The following is a 22382-nucleotide window of genomic DNA, read 5'->3' as shown; positions in this document are numbered from 1 at the left end:
ATTATTATCCTGATTTAGTTAACATCAACATTGATTCAATGTGCTTAGTTTGTGGAAACATATCCAAAATAGCTACTTTTACAATGTTGTATCCTTCCTCAATAAATAGCTTGCAGTCCCTAGCCAATGTAGCAGGATTGCATGAAATATAAACTATTTTTGTCGGTGATATCTTAACAATTTCTGCTGTAGCATTATAAGCACCGGCTCTAGCTGGATCTAATAATACTTTGTCAAATTTTGACTGATTCCATATTGAAAATTGCTGTTTATCTTCTAAATTACAGGTGAAAAACTGAGTTTTAGCACCAATTTTATCTTTATTTAGTTTAGCATTGATCTTGGCTTTTTCAACCAGAGCATCTACACCTTCAATACCTGTGACTGATTGACTTTTTATTGCCATAGGTAATGAAAAATTACCCATACCACAAAATAGGTCGAGTATTTTATCATCTGAAGTTATATCTAACCATTCTAAGGCTTTATCAATCATCTTTTGATTAATTTGACTATTAACTTGTATAAAATCGAGTGGACTGAAAGTTAATTTTAGATGATTAATCAGATAATAATGTTCAGTGGTGCCACTGATATGAATCAGGTCATGACCATGAAAATAGAGTGAAATATTGTGAGCTTCAGCGAATTGTTTTAATAAAATGCTATCTTGCTCTGTTAGTGGCATGGTGTGTCTTAACACAAGAATAATGCCACTATCGACGGCAATTAATTCAATATGTCCAAGCGATTTTTTTTGTTTAATTTGTCTTAAACAAGACTGTAATGGCATTAATAATTTATCTAATTGTTCAACTAATACCGGACAGTGTTCTATATTTATAATTTGGTTTGATTCTGCCTGCCTAAAGCCGATTAATAATTCACCTTTAACTAAATTAATTGATAATCTAGCTCTCCTACGATAATGATATGGTTGGTCGGCAATGATATTAGGTGAATTGTCTTTATAGTCGAACTCCGCCCCAGCTTCTTTCTGTAAAAGTTTGATCAATGCTTCATATTTAGCTTGTTGCTGTAAATTTGATGAAATATGTTGTAATTCACAGCCTCCACATTTTGTATAGTATTTACATTTTGGTGTGACTCGCTGTTGGCTATAATTGTGGTATTTTATAACTTTTGCTTTAGCATAATTTTTTTTATCATCAGTTAATTGGATATCAACTGTTTCATCAGGTAACGCTGATTTTACAAAAATTGTTTTACCTTTATGATTTGCCACGCCTTGACCAAAGGCATCTAAATTAGTGATAGTAACTGTCAATTTTTGTGCAGTAAGCTTCTTTTTTGTCGGGGTGTAAAAATTAACCATATTAATAAATTGAAGTTATGTTAACCGTTTTAGTAACTCTGTTTTGACATGTAAAGGTACTAAATTAGAGATGTCTCCACCATGGAAAGCAACATCTTTAACAATGGTTGATGAAATAAATCCCATTGCAATAGATGGCATTAAAAAGATAGTATCTAAATCAGGGTTTAATGCTCGGTTCATTTCAGCTAATTGTCTTTCGTATTCAAAATCGTGAGTTGTTCTCACTCCTCTGACTATCACTGTCGCCGCATGTTTTTGGGCGAAGTCAGCCATAAGATTATCAAAGCCAATCACTTCCACATTCAATAAGTGTTCAACCGATGTTGAGGCTAAGTTTACTCGTTCTTCTAAAGTAAACAGCGTTTTTTTATTTGGATTTTGCGCTATAGCTATAATTAAACGGGGAAACAATTGCGATGCGCGGGTAATTAGGTCGATATGACCATTGGTGATTGGATCAAATGTTCCTGGGAAAATCGCTGTGAGCGCTTTGCTTTTCATTTATCTTAATATCCATTAGTGAATAGGGGGAATATCATACCTAATTTTAACCTAGATTGTTAGTAAACTAGCCAAAAATCTTGTTTAAATTTAGCGGTAATCTAAAATAAAGTAATTGAATATTGTTAACTTTAGAAGTTATTGATTGAAATAAAGGATATTGAAGTGATTAGACTAATTAAAAGGAGTATGATAATTCTTTTGTTAATTTTACCCTATACAGGTAGTGCTAGTATGATCGAAAAAAGAGACCATTTGATCGGTTCTTGCTATTTAGATGAAAATATTTTTATCAGAGAAGTTAAATTAAAGAATAATAAACATAAACAAGAACCATTGTTATTAGTTCATGGTGCTCGAGTCCCAGGTACTGGTTCGTTTGATTTACCTGTTCAAGGAGGATCGTTAGCAGAAGATTTGGCTCAGGCTGGGTTTGATGTCTATATTATTGATTTGCGAGGCTATGGTAAATCAAGTCGTCCTAAAGAGATGTCTCGACCTGCGAGTGAATCTAAACCATTAGTCCGTACGCCCGCCGCAATTGATGATTTAAAGTGCGCTGTGAATCAAATATTAAAATGGACTGATTCCCAAAAAATAAATATTTTGGGTTGGGCTACAGGTGGGCATTGGGCTGCCGCCTATGCTGAGCAACATAATGACAGTGTTAATAAGTTGATTATTTATAATTCATTATATGGTGCTGTTGACGATCATAAATTATTAGGTAAAGGCTCAGTATTTGAAGATAAATTAAATCCAAAACAATTCAGTCACAGTATTGGTGGTTATCAATTAAATACTAAAGAAAGTTTGTTTCAGGCTTGGGATTTAAGTATCCCTTTGGTTGAAAAAGATTTATGGCGGGATCCTTTAGTTGCTAATGCTTATGCTCAAGAGGCGATGAATTCTGATCCTGAATCTTTTTCTCATACACCTCCTCAATTTCGCTCACCAACAGGGGCAATGGCAGATAGTTTTGAATTAGCTATTGGCCAAAAGCAGTGGCAAGCTAAACATTTATTGATGCCGATATTAGTTATTTTCTCGCAAAACGACTTTTGGAGCCGTAAAGCGGATGCTTTAGCTATTGTTAATGAAGCTAAGCAAGCACATTTGGTAGAAATACCCGATGGCACACATTTTGTGCATTTAGATCGTGCTGAAAAAGGGCGAAGTTTATTTGTTTCTTCTGTAGTTGATTTTCTAAATTCAGATAAATAGTTTTAATAAGTTTATTTTTGCGAGCTGATTAAGGCAATTTAATTATTATTTATATTGTTTTTTAGCCTAAAAAATCCCTTTCCTCAAATTTTTTGTAGTGATAAAAAATATTGAGGATAACGTAAATGTTAGCTGTTTTATGTCCAATTTTTAACTATAAAATATTCGTTATTCGTTATTCGTTATTCGTTATTCGTTATTCGTTATTCGTTAGATTTATTTTTATAGTGTACATCACTAAGATTGCGCAATCTTTCTGCTGCTTGTTCTGGCGTTAGATCTCGTTGCGCTTCTGCCAGCATTTCATAACCGACCATAAATTTTTTAATACTGGCTGAACGTAATAATGGAGGATAAAAATGAGCATGTACTTGCCAATAATCTGCATTACCATTAATAAATGGTGCACTATGCCACCCCATAGAATAAGGAAAAGAGCAATTAAACAAATTATCGTAGCGACAAGTTAATTTTTTTAAGGCTATAGCTAAATCTTTTTGTTCTGATTGAGTTAAATCAGTCAATCTAGGAATATGTTTTTTCGGTAACAATAGTGTTTCAAACGGCCAGACAGCCCAAAATGGAACTACAGCTAACCAATGTTCAGTTTCAACAACAATACGCTGTTGATTGATTAACTCTTTTTGTACATAATCAACTAACAAATTTCGCCCATACTTTTGAAAATAGTTACACATATTAAAATCTTCTCGAGCAATCTCATTCGGGATAAAACTATTTGCCCAAATTTGCCCGTGAGGATGCGGATTGGAACAGCCCATAGCCGCCCCTTTATTTTCAAAAATTTGTACCCATGGATAATTTTTTCCTAATTCTTGTTGTAAGGTGATCCAAGTTTTTATCACTTCTTCAATGGCAGATAAATTTAGTTCGGGTAACGTTTTACTATGGTCGGGAGAAAAACAGATTACTCGGCTTGTACCTTTGGCACTTTGCCTTTGGAATAACGGGTCATGACTAATAGGTGAGTCAGGTATATCTTGCATTAACGCGGCAAAATCATTAGTAAAGACAAATGTTCCCGTATAATTAGGATTGATATCACCGGTTACACGTTTATTTCCCGGACATAAAAAACAATCTGCATCATAATAAGGTTTTTGTTCCTCATTTATTGTCTCTTGTTGACCTTGCCAAGGGCGTTTTGCCCTATGCGGCGAAACTAATACCCATTGATCGGTTAATGGGTTATATCGACGATGTGGATGGTCTACTGGGTTAAAAATATCCATTTATGTCTCTTATTGGTTATTTTCCTATTATTTGCCAAACATTAATTAATCAGGATAGCCTTGAGGATTGCTAGATTGCCAATTCCATGAATCTTTGACCATATCATCAAGGGTTAATTTAGTTTTCCAGCCCAATTGTTGTTCTGCTTTCTTTGTATCTGCCCAAAACGCAGCTAAATCACCAGCACGTCTTGGTGCAAAATGCCAATTAAGTGGTTTTCCTGAAGCTTTTTCAAAGGCTTTTATTACTTGTAGGACACTAAAACCAATTCCTGAACCTAAATTATAGATATGTACTCCAGCTTTATTTTGATCGGCTTTGAGTGCTGCAATATGACCATCAGCCAAATCGACGACATGAATAAAGTCACGAACACAGGTTCCATCAGCTGTTGGATAATCATTACCAAAAACAGATAAAGAGTCTCGTTTTCCAATCGCAACTTGGGTAATATATGGCATTAAATTATTAGGGATACCGAGTGGATCTTCCCCCATTAAACCACTAGGGTGAGCACCAACAGGATTAAAATAACGCAATAAGGTAAGAGACCAATCAGGTTCAGCAACCGCTAAATCCATTATACATTGTTCGACCATCAGCTTACTTTTACCATATGGGCTAGTCGGTAATCCTTGTGGTAATGTTTCGACATAAGGGACGGGAGCTAATTCACCATAAACGGTAGCTGATGAGCTAAACACTAATTGTTTAACTCCAGCTTCACGCATCGCTTTCATTAAAACAATAGTGCCATAGACATTATTTTCATAGTATTCAAGTGGTTTATATACGGATTCGCCTACGGCTTTTAAGCCAGCAAAATGAATAACAGCTTTAATGTCATGTTCATTAAAAATCTTTGTTAGTAACTCAGCATCACAAATATCACCATGATAAAACTCAACTGATTGTCCAGTAATGGTGCGTATTCTTTCTAAAACCGAAGCTTTACTATTGAATAAATTATCAATCACAATCGGAGTATAACCAGAAAGAATTAATTGGACACAAGTATGACTACCAATGTATCCACAACCACCAGTGACTAATATTTTCATCTTAATACCTTAATTTATGCTAATTACGTTTATTGAATTTAGATTAATTATCGAATTTATTAAATTATATTATATTCAGTTTAAAAAGCACTTAATGACCTTAACCATATTATTAAGGATGATTTCAATGCAAAACTGAATTTGATTTAGCCTAGTACTAAATAAGCTCCTTCTAGACCAATATTAACAAAATACTAAAATTAGTCGAATTAAACATCATAGACATTTGTTTTGCAATAAAAATTTTATCAAATATACAGTTATTGATAAGTGGAAAGAGAAAAGATAAATGAGTAATTATGTATTTTGATGTCCAGAAACGTAATAATAAATAATCATAATTTTTTCACCATAGGTATTTTTTACTATAATGGCTTCTATGGCGAACTTGACAAAGTAGGCATGTTATTTTGATGAAGCTAATAGCTTTAGCAAGTGATAAGCATATTTGCTATCAATTAATATAAAACTAACTGAAGAAAAACTAATAGCAATACTAAGAGTGATACTTAGTTTTAATAACAATCTGATAGATAAAATAGATGAAATAATCAAATAAAAGTGAATGATATCCAAATTTACTTTATGAAATTAATTAAAATGTATTAGTAATATAGAGGAGATATTTAGATTGTCTAATCGTTTAAACTTTAAACATTTATAGACAATCTAATTTATTTATTTTTTAAATTCTTTTAGACGAGTTTCAAAGTCTTGCCACTGATAAAAACCATCACAATTTGCTACGGCATTTTTTAGCTGAAGTAGGTAATGTTGTGGTGGATGATTGATATCAAGTGGTTGCGCGGTATAAAGTTGTTCAAAACTTTGATAAACGTATTCAGCTTTAAACAAATATTCTCCCGATGCTTTATTACGATAACGTTGTAATATAACCATACCACCAATTGGTGTATTTTCACATTGGTTAGGAAGTTGGTATTCAGCAAAATCCAAGGCACCAAGTAGTGCAGCAATGGTACTATCATGGCCAACGAGTAAATTTACCTTGTTATTCTTTTGGTGTAATAGATCATCTATCATATTAATTAATAATGCACTATTTTTTCGAGCTATAGATTTGGAATGAAAAACTAAATTAATATAGTGGTTACGAATTTGTATAAGTTGTTGCCATTGTTCTTGGCTGGTTATTTTTCCCCATGCAATTTGTTCTTTAGGAAAAGCTGAATAATACTGTAATAAGAAAGCATCAACAGCACAAATGCCAATTGCTAGAGGACCTAATAATTCCGGCTCTTCATCTTTTACAAAATGAAGATCATAAGGAATATCAGCAAAATCACATTGATATTCAGCGTATAATTGTGAATTTTTATAGTCCAAAATATCTGATAGCATCGCATAAGCTGGTGCTAAATTTTTGAAAATTGATTCAGCTTTATCTGCATCATCAATATCTTTTAATAATGCTTGTTTAGATTCTGGTGAATCATTTTGTACACTTGGATCAAATATAGGGTCCATTTTTTCAATAGTATATTTGTGGTTAACCGGGATATCATAACCCGCAAAAGCCCCTGTAACTAAGAATTGCGCGGTGGCAACTGTTCTTTGAAGACTATTAGCATAAACATATATATCAGGATTTTCCGGTGTAAGGCGAATGTTTTGTTGTTCAAGCCATTGCGATAGATAATGTCCAAAATAAGATTCTAAAACACCTCCTCTGGTAGTTAAATAACCATAAGCATGATCCCAACTTGGCCATTTTAATGGGCTAGCTTTTTCTAAAAACTCTATGGTGTTTGCTAATGGAGTGCGTATTCCATGACGACTTAGTATTACAACTTTATCTAATTGGTATTGATCTTTTTTCATTTAGTTATCCATCCTTGTTTATGCAAATAATTTAAAACGAAATCTCGTTGCCCTTTGCTAATTGTTTCTGCAATTTTATCACTCCAACCATTTGTTTTTTGATTAATTTCTCTGTGACCATAATAGTCACGCATTTGGCTATCATATTGTGCTAATAATTGATGATTAATTGGTTGATAATGATTTTCAAAGAAAACCAATTGTTTTGGTAATCGTGGTTTAATATCAGGATTTTGGTCAGGATAACCGATACAAAGTCCAAATAAAGGAAGAACATATTTAGGTAGCGCAAGTAACTCGGTCACTTTAGCAATATTATTGCGTAAACCGCCAATGTACACCGTACCTAAACCTAATGACTGTGCTGCAATAACCGCGTTTTGAGCCATAAGTGTGGTATCAATACAACCCACTAAAAGTTGCTCGGCTTTTTCAAGTGGAATAGTAGCATCAATTTGAAAATGGCGGTTAAAATCGGCACAAAATACCCAAAACTCTGGCGCTTGAACGATATAACTCTGATCGCCTGAATAATGAGCTAATTCTGATCTTTTCTCACTATCAGTGATTCTAATGATGGTTGCGCATTGTAAAAAGTTTGAACTTGGAGCCGATTGTGCTGCTTGAATAATTTCATTAATCTTTTCACTTGTTAATGGTGTTGATTTATAAGATCGAATTGAACGACGCTGGCAAATTAAATCAATTGCTTTATTTGGCATAACGGCTCCTTAATATCACTGTTTTTTTATAAATTGCAAATCCCAAACACCATGCCCCAGATTTTGACCGCGTTTTTCGAATTTGGTAATAGGGCGATCTTCAGGTCTAGGAATATAGTCATTAGTGGCAGATAAATTTTTAAATCCCTCCGCTTGATTTAATACTTCAAGCATATGCTCTGCATAGTGTTGCCAATCGGTAGCTAAATGTAAAATACCATCAGTCTTTAATTTTCTATGAATTAAAGCAACAAAATTAGGTTGAATGATTCGACGTTTATTGTGTCTTGCTTTATGCCATGGATCGGGGAAGAAAATTTGCACCTTATCTAATGAGTTATCAGGTATCATGTTTTCTAACACTTCAACGGCATCATGGCACATAACTTTTAAATTAGATAATTGATTTTCCTCAATTGCCATTAAACAAGCTCCAACGCCCGGTTTATGGACTTCAATACCTAAAAAGTTCTTGGATGGGGCATTTTTTGCCATTTCAATTAATGAAGCGCCCATTCCAAAACCGATTTCAAACACCACCGGTTTATTATCTTTAAAAACAATTGGTGAGGTAGCATTGTACTCAACACCATAGATAGGCCATAAATGCGTTAAAGCCTGTTGTTGTCCTTTAGTTAAACGGCCTTGTCTTAATACAAAACTTCGTATTGTTCGTTTAGATTCTGTTACTTGGTTATTTGTGTCTAATTGTTCACTCATTACGTATCTGCTGTTAGGTTAAATAGATTATTAAGATAATTGATCATCTTAGCTATATAGTAGTTTACCTGATTTTTTATTCACTTCAAAAAAACATCTTATTAACTTAGTTTTTTATAGATTAATGTGATGAATGTAAAATATTTTTAATAAATTTTTATAATGTGGTTGAGCATAATCTGTAAATGATTATATAATTGTGATCCCGATTTAACCGATTACGTTTTATGTAATCATGATTACATGCTTGAGGATTTCTCGTGCCTGATATGAAGCTTTTTGCTGGTAACGCCACACCCGAACTAGCAAAACGTATAGCTAATCGTCTTTATACTTCTCTTGGTGATATTATTGTTAGCCGTTTTAGTGACGGTGAAGTAAATGTCCAAATTAATGAAAATGTCCGTGGTGAAGATGTTTTTATTATCCAATCAACTTGTGCGCCTACCAATGACAATTTAATGGAATTATTAGTGATGATTGATGCGATGCGTCGAGCATCTGCTGGTCGTATTACTGCTGTTATTCCTTATTTTGGTTATGCAAGACAAGATCGTCGCGTGCGTTCAGCCCGTGTGCCTATTACAGCCAAAGTTGTTGCTGACTTTTTATCGACTGTAGGTGTTGATAGGGTTTTAACCGTTGATCTTCATGCTGAACAGATTCAAGGTTTCTTTGATGTACCCGTTGATAATGTGTTTGGTAGCCCTGTTATTTTAGAAGATATGTTGCAACGTGATTTTGAACGCCCAATCGTGGTATCTCCAGATATTGGTGGTGTGGTTCGTGCTCGTGCGATTGCTAAACTTTTAAATGACACTGATATGGCTATTATCGATAAACGTCGTCAACGTGCTAACGAAGCAGAAGTGATGAATATTATCGGTGATGTTGCTGATAGAGATTGTATTTTAGTTGATGACATGATCGATACGGCAGGAACACTTTGTAAAGCGGCTGATGCATTAAAAGCTCGTGGCGCAAAACGTGTCTTTGCTTATGCGACCCACCCAATTTTCTCAGGAAAAGCTGTAAGTAACATTAAAGACTCTGCTATTGATGAAATTGTAGTTTGTGACACAATTCCATTAACAGCGGAAGTTAAAGCATTGAAAAATGTGCGTCAACTTACATTATCAGGTATGCTTGCTGAAGCAATTCGACGTATTAGTAACGAAGAATCGATTTCAGCAATGTTCCATCAATAATCTTTTCTTCTGAATTAGATAAATGCCCCTATTAGGGGCTTTTTTGTAATAACAGGATAATTAACGATTAAACTATTATGTCAACAATCAAACTAATTGTAGGGGTAGCCAATCCGGGTAATGAATATGCCGCAACTCGCCATAATGCGGGAGCTTGGTATGTTGATTTACTTGCTGAACGTTATAATCAACCATTAAAAAATGATCCTAAATTTTTTGGATATAGTTCTCGAATTAACATCAATGGGCATGATGTTCGTTTGTTAGTACCAACTACCTTTATGAATTTAAGTGGTAAAGCAGTGCAAGCAATGGCTTCTTTTTATCAAATTAAGCCTGATGAGATATTAATTGCTCATGATGAGTTAGATCTTAATCCAGGGATTGCCAAATTAAAATTTGGCGGTAGTCATGGTGGCCATAATGGCTTAAAAGACATTGCCAGTAAACTTGGCAATAATCTGAATTTCTATCGATTAAGAATTGGAATTGGCCATCCAGGCGATAAAAATAAAGTAGTTGGTTATGTCTTAAATAAACCCTCTAAACCAGAGCAAGAATTAATTGATAAAGCTATTGATGAATCAGTCTATTGTACTAATATTTTATTAACTGATGGAATTGAAAGTGCGATGAATCGTTTGCATGCATTTAAAGCTTAAAGTTGTTAACAATAGCGTGTTTTAATTAATTGACTATAAAAAAATCCACCTGATAAACAGGTGGATAACAAATCACGTATCAATTCTGATTAAGAAAATAAATGAGAAACATTACCACCTTTTTCAGCTATTTTCTTCATTACTTCTTTTATTAACCATGTATTCATCGATGCGGTATCGTCAGTACTGCCGGTATAATTAAGTTCGGTGGCGAGTTTTTTACGTGCATCTAAACTACTATCGATACCTAATAATTTCAATAAATCAACAATAGATGTTTTCCAATTAAGTTTTTCTGGAAATTTTTTAGCCAAATTATCCAAAATTGACATGACATCGATCTCAGATATCGGCGCTTTGTTGTCCGATGTGTTTTGTTGATTTTGATCGGAATTACTATTATTTGTGTTATTACTTGAAGTATTATCTGAAGTTTTGTCTTTTACTGTGTCAGTGATTTTATCAACTTGCTCTTTCACTGCATCTTTAGCATGACCTACAGCGGCTTGTGCGCTTGGAAATATTTTTGAAAAAATATTATTTAAGATACCCATATTACACCCCTTATGTTTAAACTGCTTATTAAAAAACTGCTTAACGATATAGATGTAGAAAATATCCCTTTAAGTATAGCGGTTAAGTATAAATTATGTCAAAACCACAATCATTTAATAGCATTTTTTGTAATATTAGTATTTTCTGCTTCATTGTAACCATAACTATCTTATCTACCATTTTCGATTAATTGTTTTTTTACTCAATGGTCGTGCATAAATTAATAGTCTTTAGTCTTGATTCATGTCATAAAAACACATCAAGATGTTGTACCAATTTTATCATTATGTGATCCAAATCACGATTTTGACTAATTTTGGAATACTACAATGAAAAATAACGGTAATATTTGGTTCACCAATTTTGGTGACACTAATTATATTTTAGAAATTTACATTAAAACTAGAGGTTATTATGAGTGCCATATTGAAGTCAGGAGGATATGTCCGTTGGCTTATGATTATTTTATTTGCGACGGGTGTTATCCTCAATTATGTTGATAGAAATGCTTTAGGCATTATGGCTCAGGAAATTATTCGAGATCTAAATATTACACCTAAAGAATACTCTTATATTACAGGGGCTTTCCAATTAGCTTATACCATATTTCAACCTATTGTTGGATGGTTTGTTGATGTAATAGGCCTACGTATTGGATTTGCAATTATGGTTGTAATATGGTCTGTTATGTGTGTACTACATGCTGGTGCTGGCGCATGGATCCATTTGGCTATTTTACGTTTTGTTATGGGTGGTGCTGAATCAGTCGTTGCTCCTGCTAATGCAAAAGTAATTAGTTTATGGTTTCCGAAAAAAGAGCGAGCTATAGCTAATGGCTGGAGTATGGTCGGTTTTTCTTTAGGTGCAATGATTGCTCCTCCTTTGATTTATACAATTCATCAATTTGGCGGATGGCAACTAGCATTTTTAATTCCTGGTTCTTTAGGAATAATATGGGCTGGAATTTGGCTTTTCTTCTTTAGCGAACCGTCCAAAAGTCGTTTTATTTCTGAAGCTGAAAAGAAATATATTCTTTCTGAACAGGATGATAGCGAAAGCCAGCAAAATAAAAACATTTGGGTTGCTCTTAAACAAGTGGTTAGTAAAAAGAAATTTTATGGTATTGCTATTCCTGCATTTTTAGCTGAACCTGCGTGGGCAGCAGTTAACTTCTGGGTACCATATTATTTATTAACCGAACGAGGCATGCAATTGAAAGAGATGGCAATGTTTGTCTGGATTCCATTTCTTGCTGCCGATTTTGGTGGATTATCATCTGGATATTTTTCTAGAATGTTAAATAAACATTTTGGTCTTTCTCGAATAAATGCTGCATGTACAACTTATTTAGGTGCAGCGTTCTTCATGTTATCAATGGCTTTTGCTAGTTTAACTGAAAGCCCTTATACGGCTATTGCATTAATTGCAATTGGCGCATGGGGACATCAAATGTTATCGGCGATGTTAACTATTCAAGTTATTGAAAACTTTTCTGGTAAAGAAGTCTCAACGGTGAATGGATTAAGAGGTAGTTCTGCGTGGATAGCGAGTTTCTTATTTACTATAGTTGTTGGACAGTTTGTTGAAACTATTGGTTTTAAACCATTCTTTATTACCATGGGCTTTTTAGATATCATTGGCGCTATCATAATGTGTTCTTTGTTATATCAACGTAGCCAAAAAAATAACAAGTAATTTGCAAATTATTTATAGACACACATCCTAACTATAAATATAAAAATAGCGTGTATATTACGCTATTTTTATATGTAAATTATGGAAAATAAAAAAGCCCATAATCATGGGCTTTCAATACAGATAAATTGTTTTTTATTTGAAAAATGCACGTTTAATTGCGTATTCAACACCCCGGATTTCAGCTAAACCTCTTAAGCGTCCTATTGCCGAATAACCTGGATTAGTTTTCTTTTTAAGATCATCAAGCATTTGGTGACCATGATCAGGACGAACGGGTATTAAACGGTTTATGCCAGCCTTTTTGCGACGTTCTTCTTCGGCAATAAGTACTTTTATTACGCCATACATATCAACGTCTCCAGCTAGGTGATCGCCTTCGTGGAAAGATAATGGATTGTCTTCACGTACTGTTGCGCGTAGATGAATAAAATAAACTCGATCGGCAAATTTTTCAGCCATAGTAACTAAATCATTATCGCTACGGACACCATAAGAGCCAGTACAAAAGCAAAAACCATTATGGATACTATCAACAGTCTCTTTTATCCATTGCATATCTTCAATCGTTGAAACAATGCGAGGTAAACCTAAAATCGGTCTAGGAGGATCATCTGGATGAACAGTTAACACAACGCCAACTTCTTCTGCAACAGGTACAATAGCTTTTAAAAAATGAGCATAGTTTTCGCGTAATTTAGCTTTATCAATACCATCATAAGTTGCAAGATGTGCTCGAAACTGATCAAGTGAATAACCTTCTTCAGCACCAGGTAAACCAGCAATAATGTTTGCGACCAGTTTATCTTTATCGGCTTGTGTCATTTGTTCGAAGTAAGTTTTTGCTGAAAGGATATCTTCTTGACTATAATCTTTTTCGGCATTAGGTCGTTGTAAAATATGGATATCAAATGCTGCAAAAGCAATTTGATCAAAACGTAGTGCTCTTGAACCATCAGGTAATTGATAACCAAGATCGGTGCGGGTCCAGTCTAATACCGGCATAAAATTGTAACAAACAGTATCAATACCACAAGCGGCTAAATTACGAATAGATTGTTGATAATTAGCAATATGTTGTTCGACTTTACCTGAATGGGTTTTTATCTCTTCATGAACAGGAATACTTTCGACAACAGACCAAGTGAGGCCTTTATCTTCGATTATTTTTTTTCGTTTTTGAATTTCATCAATAGTCCATACTTCACCATTAGGTATATGGTGCAATGCTGTAACAATTCCGGTTGCTCCGGATTGTCTAATATCATCCAATGATACTGGGTCACTAGGGCCAAACCAACGCATTGTTTGTTCCATCTAAAATCTCCTCAATGATTCTTTATTTAATAAGTCATTCCTAAAGGAAGATCCATTAACAATGCATATTTTCAGCTATTGGTTAACAATAGTGACCGGAATAGAGTCAAATAAATAACCATCAAAATTTGGATCTTCACTGTCAGAAACAGTCATTAATGTTTGTTTAACATTTTCTAAGTGTTGCCACATAGCATGGCGTGCAGCCATAGCATCTTTTAACTGTAATGCTTGTAGAATTCTTTCGTGATCATATAGCCACTTTTTACGGTAACTATGATCGGTGATTCTACTTTGTAGCTGGTCCCACATTTTACTTGTAGATCGTTTAGCCCATAGATCTGCCAATAAACGTTCAAGTACTGAATTTTTGGTAGCTCGTGCTATAGCAATGTGAAACATTTCATCAGCACTATAGTCATCAAGAACTTCTTGTTCTAATATTTGCCGTTCTTGTTCCAATATTGTTCTTAATTCAACAATATCTGCTTTGACAATTTGTGAGGCTGCAAAAGCGGCAATATTGCTTTCAATTAATTGTCTAGCTTGTAATAATTCAAATGGACCTAAATCTTCTTCTTCAATTTTCCTATCTTTTTCAGATAAGACTTCATCAGGTAAACCAATTACATAAACGCCGGAGCCTTTTTTTACTGCAACTAAATTTTCAAGCTCTAACATAATCAATGCTTCACGAACTACTGTCCTACTGACATTAAAAGTTTCAGCAATGTCTCTTTCTGGTGGAAGCCGATCACCAATTTTGAAGGTTCCACTTTTTAATAATGATTTCAATTCATTACCAATTTCTTGATAAAGTCGATTGACCCTTGGCATAATCTATAGTCCTTAGAATACTTTAAAGTTTAATGTAGATAATTATACGCTAATTATTACAACTCCTCTAAGCCTATAATAACAGAAAGTCGTTTCAGTTTTTATATTGGTTTACCAATATTGTTCGGTATTATAGTGTTTTTTGCAAAATAACTCATAATATAAACCAAAAAATGTGATGCTCGTCACAAAAATAAAAAAATAAAGGTGAAAATTTTATCAACAAATGAAAATATGTCTAACCAATAAATACTGTCAACTAGTTAATAATGGTGTGTTACATGTTAAATTTATCAAATACTCCCCAATCAATCGAACACAAACCTTTATATGATCGAGAAAAAATGGTAGCGCGGATTGTACATATAGGTTTTGGGGCTTTTCATCGAGCTCATCAGGCATTATTTACTGATCGTCTGTTAAATAAAGGTAACAGTGATTGGGCCATTTGTGAGGTGAATATTGTTGGCGGTGAAGAGCTTATTAATGATATTCGAAAACAAGATCATCTCTATACGGTTTTAGAAAAAGGTGCAACGTCTAAACAAGCCTATATTATTGGCAGTGTGAAAGAATCATTATTAGCGCCAATAGATGGTATTGAAGCTATTTTAGAAAAAATGGCTGATCCGGTAGTCGAGATTGTTTCATTGACGGTAACCGAAAAAGGTTATTGTATGTTACCAGGTGGTGCTGGCTTGGATTTAAATAATCAATTAATTAAATCTGATCTGAGTTCGCCAACTAAACCTATGTCAGCTCCTGGCGTGATTGTTGAGGCCTTATATAGACGGATGCAACGAGGTTTAAAATCATTTACTGCTTTATCATGTGATAATATGCCTGAAAATGGTTTGGTATTAAAAAAAGCGATTCTAGACTTAGCAAATGCACGTGATCCAGAGTTAGCCCAATGGATTGAAACCAACACCACTTTCCCTTGTACCATGGTTGATCGTATTGTACCAGCTGCGACAGCCGAAACATTAACAGAAATTCAAGATGTACTAGGCGGTATGTTTGATCCTTGTGGTATAGCTTGTGAACCATTTATTCAATGGGTTATTGAAGATAATTTTGTTACTGCTCGACCTAATTGGAATGAAGTTGGCGCTGAATTTGTTGATAATGTTGTCCCATATGAAGAAATGAAACTTCGAATGTTAAATGGTAGCCATTCATTCTTAGCATATTTAGGTTATTTAGCTGGTTATGAGAATATTAATGATTGTATGAATGATGAGGCTTATAAACAGGCAACTTTATCATTAATGCTACAACAACAAGCTCCAACTTTAAATGTTCCACCACAGGTTAATTTACAGCAATATGCTGAAAAATTGATTGAAAGATTTAGTAATCCATCACTAAAACATCGAACATGGCAAATAGCCATGGATGGAACGCAAAAACTACCACAACGTTTACTTGATTCAATTCGTTGGCATATCAAACATAATTCTGATTTTTCTTTACTTGCTTTAGGTGTGGCTGGCTGGATGCGTTATGTTGGTGGTATTGATGATCATAAACAAATAATCGATCTTCGTGACCCAATGGTGGATGAGTTAAAAAAACTAGTAACCGCCAGTGATGATGGTATTGGGCGAGTCAATGCTTTATTAACTTTAGACGCTGTTTTTGGATCTGATCTACCAAATAATTCATTATTTAAAGATAAAGTAACTCAACATTATCTTTGTTTAATGGAGAATGGTGCAAAACAAACTATTCAGGATTTATTTTTTTAAATTGGGCTTTAGAGTATGAAAAAATTTTTAGATGATAACTTTTTGTTACAAACTGATGCAGCACAAAAGCTTTATTTTGATTATGCTAAAGATCAACCTATATATGATTATCATTGTCATTTACCACCAAAAGATATCGCTGAGAATAAAAATTTCGGTAATTTAACTGAAATTTGGTTAGCTGGTGACCATTATAAATGGCGAGTATTGCGAACTGCTGGTGTCGATGAAAAATTTATAACTGGTACCGCATCTGATTATGAAAAATATCTTACATGGGCAAAAGTTGTTCCTTTAACACTAGGAAACCCTATTTATCATTGGACCCATTTAGAGTTAAAGAGACCATTTGGTATAAAAAATATTATTCTTAATGAAAAAACAGCTGATCAAATATGGGCTGAAGCTAATGCTAAATTAGCAACAGCTGAGTTTTCTACTCGCGGGATTTTAACTCAAATGAATGTTAAAGCCGTTGGTACAACTGATGATCCCATCGATTCACTTGAATATCATAAACAAATTGCATTAGATACCTCATTTCAGACTAAAGTAAGGCCTAGCTGGAGGCCAGATAAAGTCTTCAAAATAGAATTGGCTGGTTTTGTTGAGTACATTACTGAATTAGGCAAAGTTACGGATATTGAAATTGATAATTTTGACAAACTACTTTGTGCATTAACCAAACGCCTAGATCATTTTGAACAGCATGGCTGTGAAGCATCAGATCATGGTATAGAAATTTTACGTTATGCCGACATTCCTACCGGAAAACAGCTTGATCAAATAATAACAAAACGCCTTGCTAATCAATCCCTTTCTGAATTAGAAATTGCTCAATTTAGTACCGCGGTATTGGTTTGGTTAGGTAAGCAATATCATAAACGCAATTGGGTAATGCAATTACACTTAGGTGCGCTACGTAATAATAATCAAAGAATGTTTAAATTACTTGGCCCTGATGCTGGATTTGATTCGATTGGCGATAGACCAATTGCCGAACCACTCTCTTCATTATTGGGTATTTTAGACTTAACTGACGAATTACCGAAAACTATTTTATATTGCCTAAACCCTCGTGACAATGAAGTGTTAGCTACTATGGCTGGTAACTTTCAAGGTTCAGGCATTGCAGGAAAAATTCAATTTGGATCTGGTTGGTGGTTCAATGACCAGAAAGATGGCATGGAACGCCAAATTATGCAACTTTCTCAAATGGGATTATTAAGTCAATTTGTTGGTATGTTAACTGATTCTCGTAGTTTCTTATCCTTTACCAGACATGAGTATTTTAGGCGAATTCTTTGCAATATGGTGGGACATTGGATGGAAAATGGCGAAATTCCTGCTGATTTTGATTTAGTTGGCAATATGATTAGAAATATTTGTTTTAACAATGCAAATCGTTACTTTGGTTCTCATTAATTAAGTTTATTTTTGTCTAAAAAATGGAAATATTAGAATCAGATGACTCGTATTGGAAAATAGTTATTAATTTTTTAGGATAGTTATATGAAAACATTAAAGACATGGATTTTTAAGAATGACCAAAACAATTGCATTGAATTATTAGTAGATAATCGATTTAACTTTTGCCTTTATGTGCTTGAAGAAAAGATGTTTCGTGTTTTAATTAAACGAAATAATAGTTTATCACTTGATAGAACATGGAGTATTGCTCCCAATCAAGATACGCCATTAGAAGGTCGAGATCGATTAAGCACTGAAGGTTTTTCTTTACCAAAATATGAGTTTTTACAACAAGGCAATAAACTTATTATTAGTACAAAACAATTGAGAGTAATTATTGATCAACCATTATCATTAAAATGGGAATTTAAGAATGAATTTGGTGAATGGCAATTGCTCGTTGAGGATAGAAGTACTAGTGCTTATTTAATTAATCCTCATGGTGATGGTATTGCTCATTATCAACGAAGATATAAAGATGAACACTATTATGGTTTGGGCGAGAAAGCTGGTGATCTTAATCGTGCTGGTCGCCGTTTTGAAATGCGTAATCTTGATTCAATGGGCTATAATGCTAAGGAGACTGATCCGCTTTATAAACATATACCGTTTACTATTACCCATCGAAATGATGTTAGTTTCGGACTATTTTATGATAATTTAACCAGTTGCTGGTTAGATTTGGGCACAGAACATGATAATTATCATCTAGCATATCGTCGTTACCAAGCAGAAGCCGGGGACATTGATTTCTATTTCTTCTTAGGTCCGAAAATTATTGATGTCACCAAGTCTTTTATTAAATTAACCGGTAAAACTTTTTTTGGACCTAAGTGGAGTTTAGGTTATAGCGGTTCAACAATGTTTTATACCGATGCGCCCAATGCCCAAGAACAGATGCAAAATTTTATTGATTTGTGTCAAAAGCACGGTATTCCATGTGATTCATTTCAATTGTCATCAGGGTATACCTCGATTAATGGTAAAAGGTATGTCTTTAATTGGAATTATGATAAATTCCCAGAACCAAAAGCTTTCACAAAATCTTACCATGAAGCCGGTTTAAGAATTGCTGCTAATATAAAACCATGTTTGTTACAAGATCATCCTAAATATCAGGAAGTAGCAGAAAAAGGTCTTTTTATCAAAGATTCAGAAAGTGATAATCCAGAACGTTCAATGTTTTGGGATGACGAGGGTTCTCATTTAGATCTTACTAATCCAGCAACATTCAATTGGTGGAAAAATAATGTAACTAAACAGCTTCTTGAAATGGGTATTGATTCTACATGGAATGATAATAATGAATTTGAAGTTTGGGATGGAGAAGCCCGTTGTTATGGTTTTGGTAAGGAAATAGCTATTAAACATATCCGACCAGTAATGCCATTACTAATGTGTAGAGCATCAATGGAAGCGCAACAAAGTTATAATCCAAATATTCGCCCTTATTTAATTTCACGTTCAGGTTGCGCAGGAATTCAACGTTATGTGCAAACATGGTCAGGAGACAATCGAACAAGTTGGCAAACTCTGCGATATAATATTCGTATGGGATTAGGAATGAGTCTATCCGGATTGTACAATGTTGGTCATGATGTAGGTGGTTTTTCTGGTGATAAACCAGAACCAGAACTTTTCGTGCGTTGGGTGCAAAATGGTATTATGCATCCTCGTTTTACTATTCACTCATGGAATGATGATCATACTGTTAATGAACCTTGGATGTATCCAGAAGTTACACCAATAATTCGCGATACTATTTGCTTTCGTTATCAGTTACTTCCTTATTTCTATAATTTATTATGGCAAGCACATCATGATGATGAACCAATGCTAAGACCAACTTTTTTGGATCATGAACACGATGCAAATACTTTTATAGAAACTGACGATTTTATGATTGGTAAAGATCTGTTAGTTGCGAGCATTGTTGAACCAGGTCAACGAGAGCGTGAAGTTTATTTACCAAACAATAGAACTGGTTGGTATTGTTATCATTCACAGCAATGGTTTAGTGGTAAACAATCGATAACTTTACCAGCTCCACTTGAATCATTTCCTTTACTAGTTAGAGCCGGTGCTATTATTCCTATGTCTAAACGCATGGCTTATGTTAATCATCAATTAGATGATTACCGAGAATTTAAAGTTTTTCCTGCTAAAGGTGTTTATTCAACAAAAGGCAGTTTCTTTGAAGATGATGGTGAAAGTTACGATTACCAAAAAGGGAAAGGCTTATGGATTGATTGGGATTTAACCTCGGATAATCAACGTATTGATCTTCATATACAAGCAAGAGGTGAATATCAACCTGCTTGGGATGAAATTAATATTTCGTTACCAAAAGGTGAATTACGTTCATTATTCATTAATGGTCATTCAATAAATAAAGTTTCTTTAAAGTCTATCAAATAATTTATTAATCTCTCAACCTAATATGAATTGGGTTGAGAGATTGACCTAAATTGATATTGAAGCATATCTTTTTCAAAAAAATTGGGGATTAAGTTAAATTATCGGTATGTTAACTGAATCTCGTAGTTTCTTATCCTTTACCTGACATGAGTTTTTTAGGCAATCCTTTGCAAAATGGTGTGACATTGGATGCAAAATAGCCAAATTCCTGCTGATTTTGATTTACTTAGCAATATGATTAGAAATATATGTTTTAACAATACAAGTCATTATTTTTCTAAATAGCAATAATTCAAATTAACATTAAATAGGATGAAGGAAATAAAATGAGAAAAATACCAAAATTTAGATGGTGCATGATTTTACTTGTTTGTGCTATTACTATTATCAATTATCTAGATCGAACTGCATTAGGTGTTGCTGCACCGACAATTTTAGAAACCACTGGTATTACTAAAGAGCAATATTCTTGGATAGTGAGTGCATTCCAGTTGGCCTATACTATTGGTCAACCTATTATGGGCTTTTTTATTGATACAATTGGTCTAAGACTTGGATTTGCTATCTGCGCAGTAATTTGGGGACTAGCAACTATGGGCCATGCATTAACTGGTACATGGCAAGGTTTAGCTTTCATGCGTGGAGTAATGGGCTTTAGTGAAGCATCAGCTATTCCTGCAGGAATAAAAACCGCATCTATATGGTTTCCAGCAAAAGAAAGAGGAATCGCGTCAGGTGTGTTTAATATGGGGACCTCATTTGGTGCGATGCTTGCTCCACCTCTGATTGCTTGGTGTATTTTATTCCAAGGTTGGGGATTTGCTTTTGTTGTTTCAGGATCATTAGCATTAATTGCTGCTCTTGCATGGTTTATTTTCTATCGTGATCCTAAAGATTCAAAAAGACTATCTGCAGAAGAAAGAGAGTATATTGAAGCTGGACAAGAGAAATATTTAGATAGTGATAACAAACAAGAAAAAGCATCCCTTAAAACAATCCTTACTCAGCGTAATTTCTGGGGTATTGGTATTGCTCGTTTTCTTGCTGATCCAGCGTGGGGAACAATCAATTTTTGGGTACCAATCTTCTTTGTTGAAACATTGCATTTTAGTTTAAAAGAAATTGCCATGTTTGTTTGGTTACCATTTTTAATGGCTGATCTCGGCTGTTTAGCTAGTGGTTTTGTTGCGAAGTTTTTTAATGATCGTGGAATATCATTAATCAATTCGAGATTGATTACCTTTACTATCGGTGCAGTATTAATGGTGACAATCGGTTTTGTTAGTATTGTTGAAAATCCATACTTAGCTGTATTCTTAATTAGTCTTGGTGGTTTCTCTCATCAATTATTATCTACTGTTGCATCAACTTTAGGTGGCGATTTATTTAAGAAAAATCAAGTTGCTACAGCAGTTGGAATGGCTGGCGCTTGTGCTTGGACAGGACAGTTAATATTTAACCTTTTCATCGGTGCATTTGTAGGCATAATTGGTTTTGGTCCATTCTTTATTGCGTTAGCTTTCTTTGATGTAATTGGAGCAATTGTGCTTTGGATATTTATTCGAGAAAATAAAGTTTATAATTAATTATTAATTAGATAATTAATCAATAATCAGTAAACTAGAATAGGTAGAATCAAAATTTTTGATTCTACCTATTTATTATTCGAGCGAGTTCAATTATTTGGTTTAGTCTTTCTATTGTTTTCTGATAATACAAAAAAACTGTAAATATTATTTTTTTACAGGACATTTTTAATTAGATAAGGTAAATTATTTGGCATAAAAATGTTTATGGTTGAGTTAG

At 34.0% G+C, this 22382-nt stretch carries 18 protein-coding genes; 8 read left to right on the top strand and 10 right to left on the bottom strand.

Annotated features, from left to right (window positions below; genetic code table 11):
* Positions 1-4: 4 nt before the first annotated feature.
* Positions 5-1336 carry a 23S rRNA (uracil(1939)-C(5))-methyltransferase RlmD gene (gene rlmD / locus H3T80_RS07950; RefSeq protein ID WP_198201313.1) on the bottom strand — a complete coding sequence of 444 codons (1332 nt, stop codon included), beginning with the start codon at positions 1334-1336 and terminating at the stop codon, positions 5-7.
* Between the two features lie 15 nt (positions 1337-1351).
* Positions 1352-1840, bottom strand: a complete 489-nt coding sequence (gene coaD, locus H3T80_RS07945; RefSeq protein ID WP_198201304.1) for a pantetheine-phosphate adenylyltransferase — start codon at positions 1838-1840, stop codon at positions 1352-1354.
* A gap of 234 nt (positions 1841-2074) precedes the next feature.
* Between coaD and H3T80_RS07940 the strand changes: the two genes are divergently transcribed.
* Entirely contained in the window at positions 2075-3064 is a 990-nt protein-coding gene (locus H3T80_RS07940; RefSeq protein WP_198201302.1) for an alpha/beta fold hydrolase, read from the top strand.
* Positions 3065-3267: 203 nt separating this feature from the next.
* On the opposite strand, the gene galT is transcribed toward H3T80_RS07940, so the two are convergent.
* From galT to trmB, 5 genes are all read right to left on the bottom strand, one after another.
* Entirely contained in the window at positions 3268-4317 is a 1050-nt protein-coding gene (galT, locus tag H3T80_RS07935) for a galactose-1-phosphate uridylyltransferase (RefSeq protein ID WP_198201299.1), read from the bottom strand.
* A 45-nt stretch (positions 4318-4362) separates the two neighbouring features.
* Entirely contained in the window at positions 4363-5379 is a 1017-nt protein-coding gene (gene galE / locus H3T80_RS07930) for a UDP-glucose 4-epimerase GalE (protein ID WP_198201297.1), read from the bottom strand.
* A 678-nt stretch (positions 5380-6057) separates the two neighbouring features.
* Positions 6058-7221 carry a bifunctional glucose-1-phosphatase/inositol phosphatase gene (gene agp, locus H3T80_RS07925; protein ID WP_198201296.1) on the bottom strand — a complete coding sequence of 388 codons (1164 nt, stop codon included), beginning with the start codon at positions 7219-7221 and terminating at the stop codon, positions 6058-6060.
* A complete protein-coding gene (gene nfsA, locus H3T80_RS07920; RefSeq protein WP_198201294.1) occupies positions 7218-7943 on the bottom strand; it encodes an oxygen-insensitive NADPH nitroreductase in 726 nt (241 codons plus the stop codon). The genes agp and nfsA overlap by 4 nt, the downstream gene beginning before the upstream one ends.
* Positions 7944-7958: 15 nt before the next feature.
* Positions 7959-8663 (bottom strand): tRNA (guanosine(46)-N7)-methyltransferase TrmB, encoded by a 705-nt coding sequence (gene trmB, locus H3T80_RS07915; RefSeq protein WP_198201292.1) that lies wholly within the window; start codon positions 8661-8663, stop codon positions 7959-7961.
* A 260-nt stretch (positions 8664-8923) separates the two neighbouring features.
* On the opposite strand from trmB, the gene H3T80_RS07910 reads away from it, so the two are divergent.
* Both H3T80_RS07910 and pth read left to right on the top strand, forming a co-directional pair.
* Complete coding sequence (locus H3T80_RS07910; RefSeq protein ID WP_086319756.1) at positions 8924-9871, top strand: ribose-phosphate pyrophosphokinase; 948 nt, start codon at positions 8924-8926, stop codon at positions 9869-9871.
* 77 nt (positions 9872-9948) lie between these two features.
* Entirely contained in the window at positions 9949-10533 is a 585-nt protein-coding gene (gene pth / locus H3T80_RS07905; RefSeq protein WP_198201290.1) for an aminoacyl-tRNA hydrolase, read from the top strand.
* 89 nt (positions 10534-10622) lie between these two features.
* On the opposite strand, the gene H3T80_RS07900 is transcribed toward pth, so the two are convergent.
* Positions 10623-11087, bottom strand: a complete 465-nt coding sequence (locus H3T80_RS07900; protein WP_086364764.1) for a DUF3597 domain-containing protein — start codon at positions 11085-11087, stop codon at positions 10623-10625.
* Between the two features lie 415 nt (positions 11088-11502).
* Here H3T80_RS07900 and H3T80_RS07895 point away from each other — a divergent pair, with 415 nt between their 5' ends.
* Positions 11503-12783 carry an MFS transporter gene (locus H3T80_RS07895; RefSeq protein WP_086356735.1) on the top strand — a complete coding sequence of 427 codons (1281 nt, stop codon included), beginning with the start codon at positions 11503-11505 and terminating at the stop codon, positions 12781-12783.
* Positions 12784-12918: 135 nt separating this feature from the next.
* Here the strand turns inward: H3T80_RS07895 and uxuA are convergent, their stop codons facing one another.
* Together uxuA and H3T80_RS07885 are read right to left on the bottom strand one after the other, a co-directional pair.
* Complete coding sequence (gene uxuA / locus H3T80_RS07890) at positions 12919-14100, bottom strand: mannonate dehydratase (protein ID WP_198201288.1); 1182 nt, start codon at positions 14098-14100, stop codon at positions 12919-12921.
* A gap of 75 nt (positions 14101-14175) precedes the next feature.
* The gene (locus tag H3T80_RS07885) at positions 14176-14937 is read right to left on the bottom strand and encodes a GntR family transcriptional regulator (protein WP_034902044.1); all 762 of its coding nucleotides are present in this window, start codon (positions 14935-14937) and stop codon (positions 14176-14178) included.
* Positions 14938-15218: 281 nt separating this feature from the next.
* Here H3T80_RS07885 and H3T80_RS07880 point away from each other — a divergent pair, with 281 nt between their 5' ends.
* From H3T80_RS07880 to H3T80_RS07865, 4 genes are all read left to right on the top strand, one after another.
* Entirely contained in the window at positions 15219-16688 is a 1470-nt protein-coding gene (locus H3T80_RS07880; RefSeq protein WP_198201286.1) for a mannitol dehydrogenase family protein, read from the top strand.
* A gap of 15 nt (positions 16689-16703) precedes the next feature.
* The gene (gene uxaC, locus H3T80_RS07875; RefSeq protein ID WP_198201284.1) at positions 16704-18113 is read left to right on the top strand and encodes a glucuronate isomerase; all 1410 of its coding nucleotides are present in this window, start codon (positions 16704-16706) and stop codon (positions 18111-18113) included.
* An 87-nt stretch (positions 18114-18200) separates the two neighbouring features.
* Complete coding sequence (locus H3T80_RS07870; protein WP_198201276.1) at positions 18201-20576, top strand: TIM-barrel domain-containing protein; 2376 nt, start codon at positions 18201-18203, stop codon at positions 20574-20576.
* Positions 20577-20902: 326 nt separating this feature from the next.
* Positions 20903-22162, top strand: coding sequence for an MFS transporter (locus tag H3T80_RS07865; protein WP_198201273.1), 1260 nt, complete (start codon positions 20903-20905; stop codon positions 22160-22162).
* The last annotated feature ends 220 nt before the right edge of the window (positions 22163-22382 follow it).

This window comes from Gilliamella sp. W8145, from assembly GCF_016101145.1.
GTDB classification, from domain to species: Bacteria; Pseudomonadota; Gammaproteobacteria; order Enterobacterales; family Orbaceae; genus Gilliamella; species Gilliamella apis_A.
Note: the sequence above shows the minus strand (reverse complement) of the source record. Positions and strands in the feature narration are given on the sequence as shown.

What these genes read in the sequence shown, in the direction of transcription:
- rlmD (WP_198201313.1), bottom strand. Translation starts at nt 1,336, where the DNA reads ATGGTTAATTTTTACACCCCGACAAAAAAGAAGCTTACTGCACAAAAA.
- uxaC (WP_198201284.1), top strand. Translation starts at nt 16,704, where the DNA reads ATGAAAAAATTTTTAGATGATAACTTTTTGTTACAAACTGATGCAGCA.
- pth (WP_198201290.1), top strand. Translation starts at nt 9,949, where the DNA reads ATGTCAACAATCAAACTAATTGTAGGGGTAGCCAATCCGGGTAATGAA.
- coaD (WP_198201304.1), bottom strand. Translation starts at nt 1,840, where the DNA reads ATGAAAAGCAAAGCGCTCACAGCGATTTTCCCAGGAACATTTGATCCA.
- nfsA (WP_198201294.1), bottom strand. Translation starts at nt 7,943, where the DNA reads ATGCCAAATAAAGCAATTGATTTAATTTGCCAGCGTCGTTCAATTCGA.
- H3T80_RS07880 (WP_198201286.1), top strand. Translation starts at nt 15,219, where the DNA reads ATGTTAAATTTATCAAATACTCCCCAATCAATCGAACACAAACCTTTA.
- H3T80_RS07885 (WP_034902044.1), bottom strand. Translation starts at nt 14,937, where the DNA reads ATGCCAAGGGTCAATCGACTTTATCAAGAAATTGGTAATGAATTGAAA.
- trmB (WP_198201292.1), bottom strand. Translation starts at nt 8,663, where the DNA reads ATGAGTGAACAATTAGACACAAATAACCAAGTAACAGAATCTAAACGA.
- H3T80_RS07865 (WP_198201273.1), top strand. Translation starts at nt 20,903, where the DNA reads ATGAGAAAAATACCAAAATTTAGATGGTGCATGATTTTACTTGTTTGT.
- H3T80_RS07870 (WP_198201276.1), top strand. Translation starts at nt 18,201, where the DNA reads ATGAAAACATTAAAGACATGGATTTTTAAGAATGACCAAAACAATTGC.
- H3T80_RS07900 (WP_086364764.1), bottom strand. Translation starts at nt 11,087, where the DNA reads ATGGGTATCTTAAATAATATTTTTTCAAAAATATTTCCAAGCGCACAA.
- H3T80_RS07895 (WP_086356735.1), top strand. Translation starts at nt 11,503, where the DNA reads ATGAGTGCCATATTGAAGTCAGGAGGATATGTCCGTTGGCTTATGATT.
- galE (WP_198201297.1), bottom strand. Translation starts at nt 5,379, where the DNA reads ATGAAAATATTAGTCACTGGTGGTTGTGGATACATTGGTAGTCATACT.
- galT (WP_198201299.1), bottom strand. Translation starts at nt 4,317, where the DNA reads ATGGATATTTTTAACCCAGTAGACCATCCACATCGTCGATATAACCCA.
- agp (WP_198201296.1), bottom strand. Translation starts at nt 7,221, where the DNA reads ATGAAAAAAGATCAATACCAATTAGATAAAGTTGTAATACTAAGTCGT.
- uxuA (WP_198201288.1), bottom strand. Translation starts at nt 14,100, where the DNA reads ATGGAACAAACAATGCGTTGGTTTGGCCCTAGTGACCCAGTATCATTG.
- H3T80_RS07940 (WP_198201302.1), top strand. Translation starts at nt 2,075, where the DNA reads ATGATCGAAAAAAGAGACCATTTGATCGGTTCTTGCTATTTAGATGAA.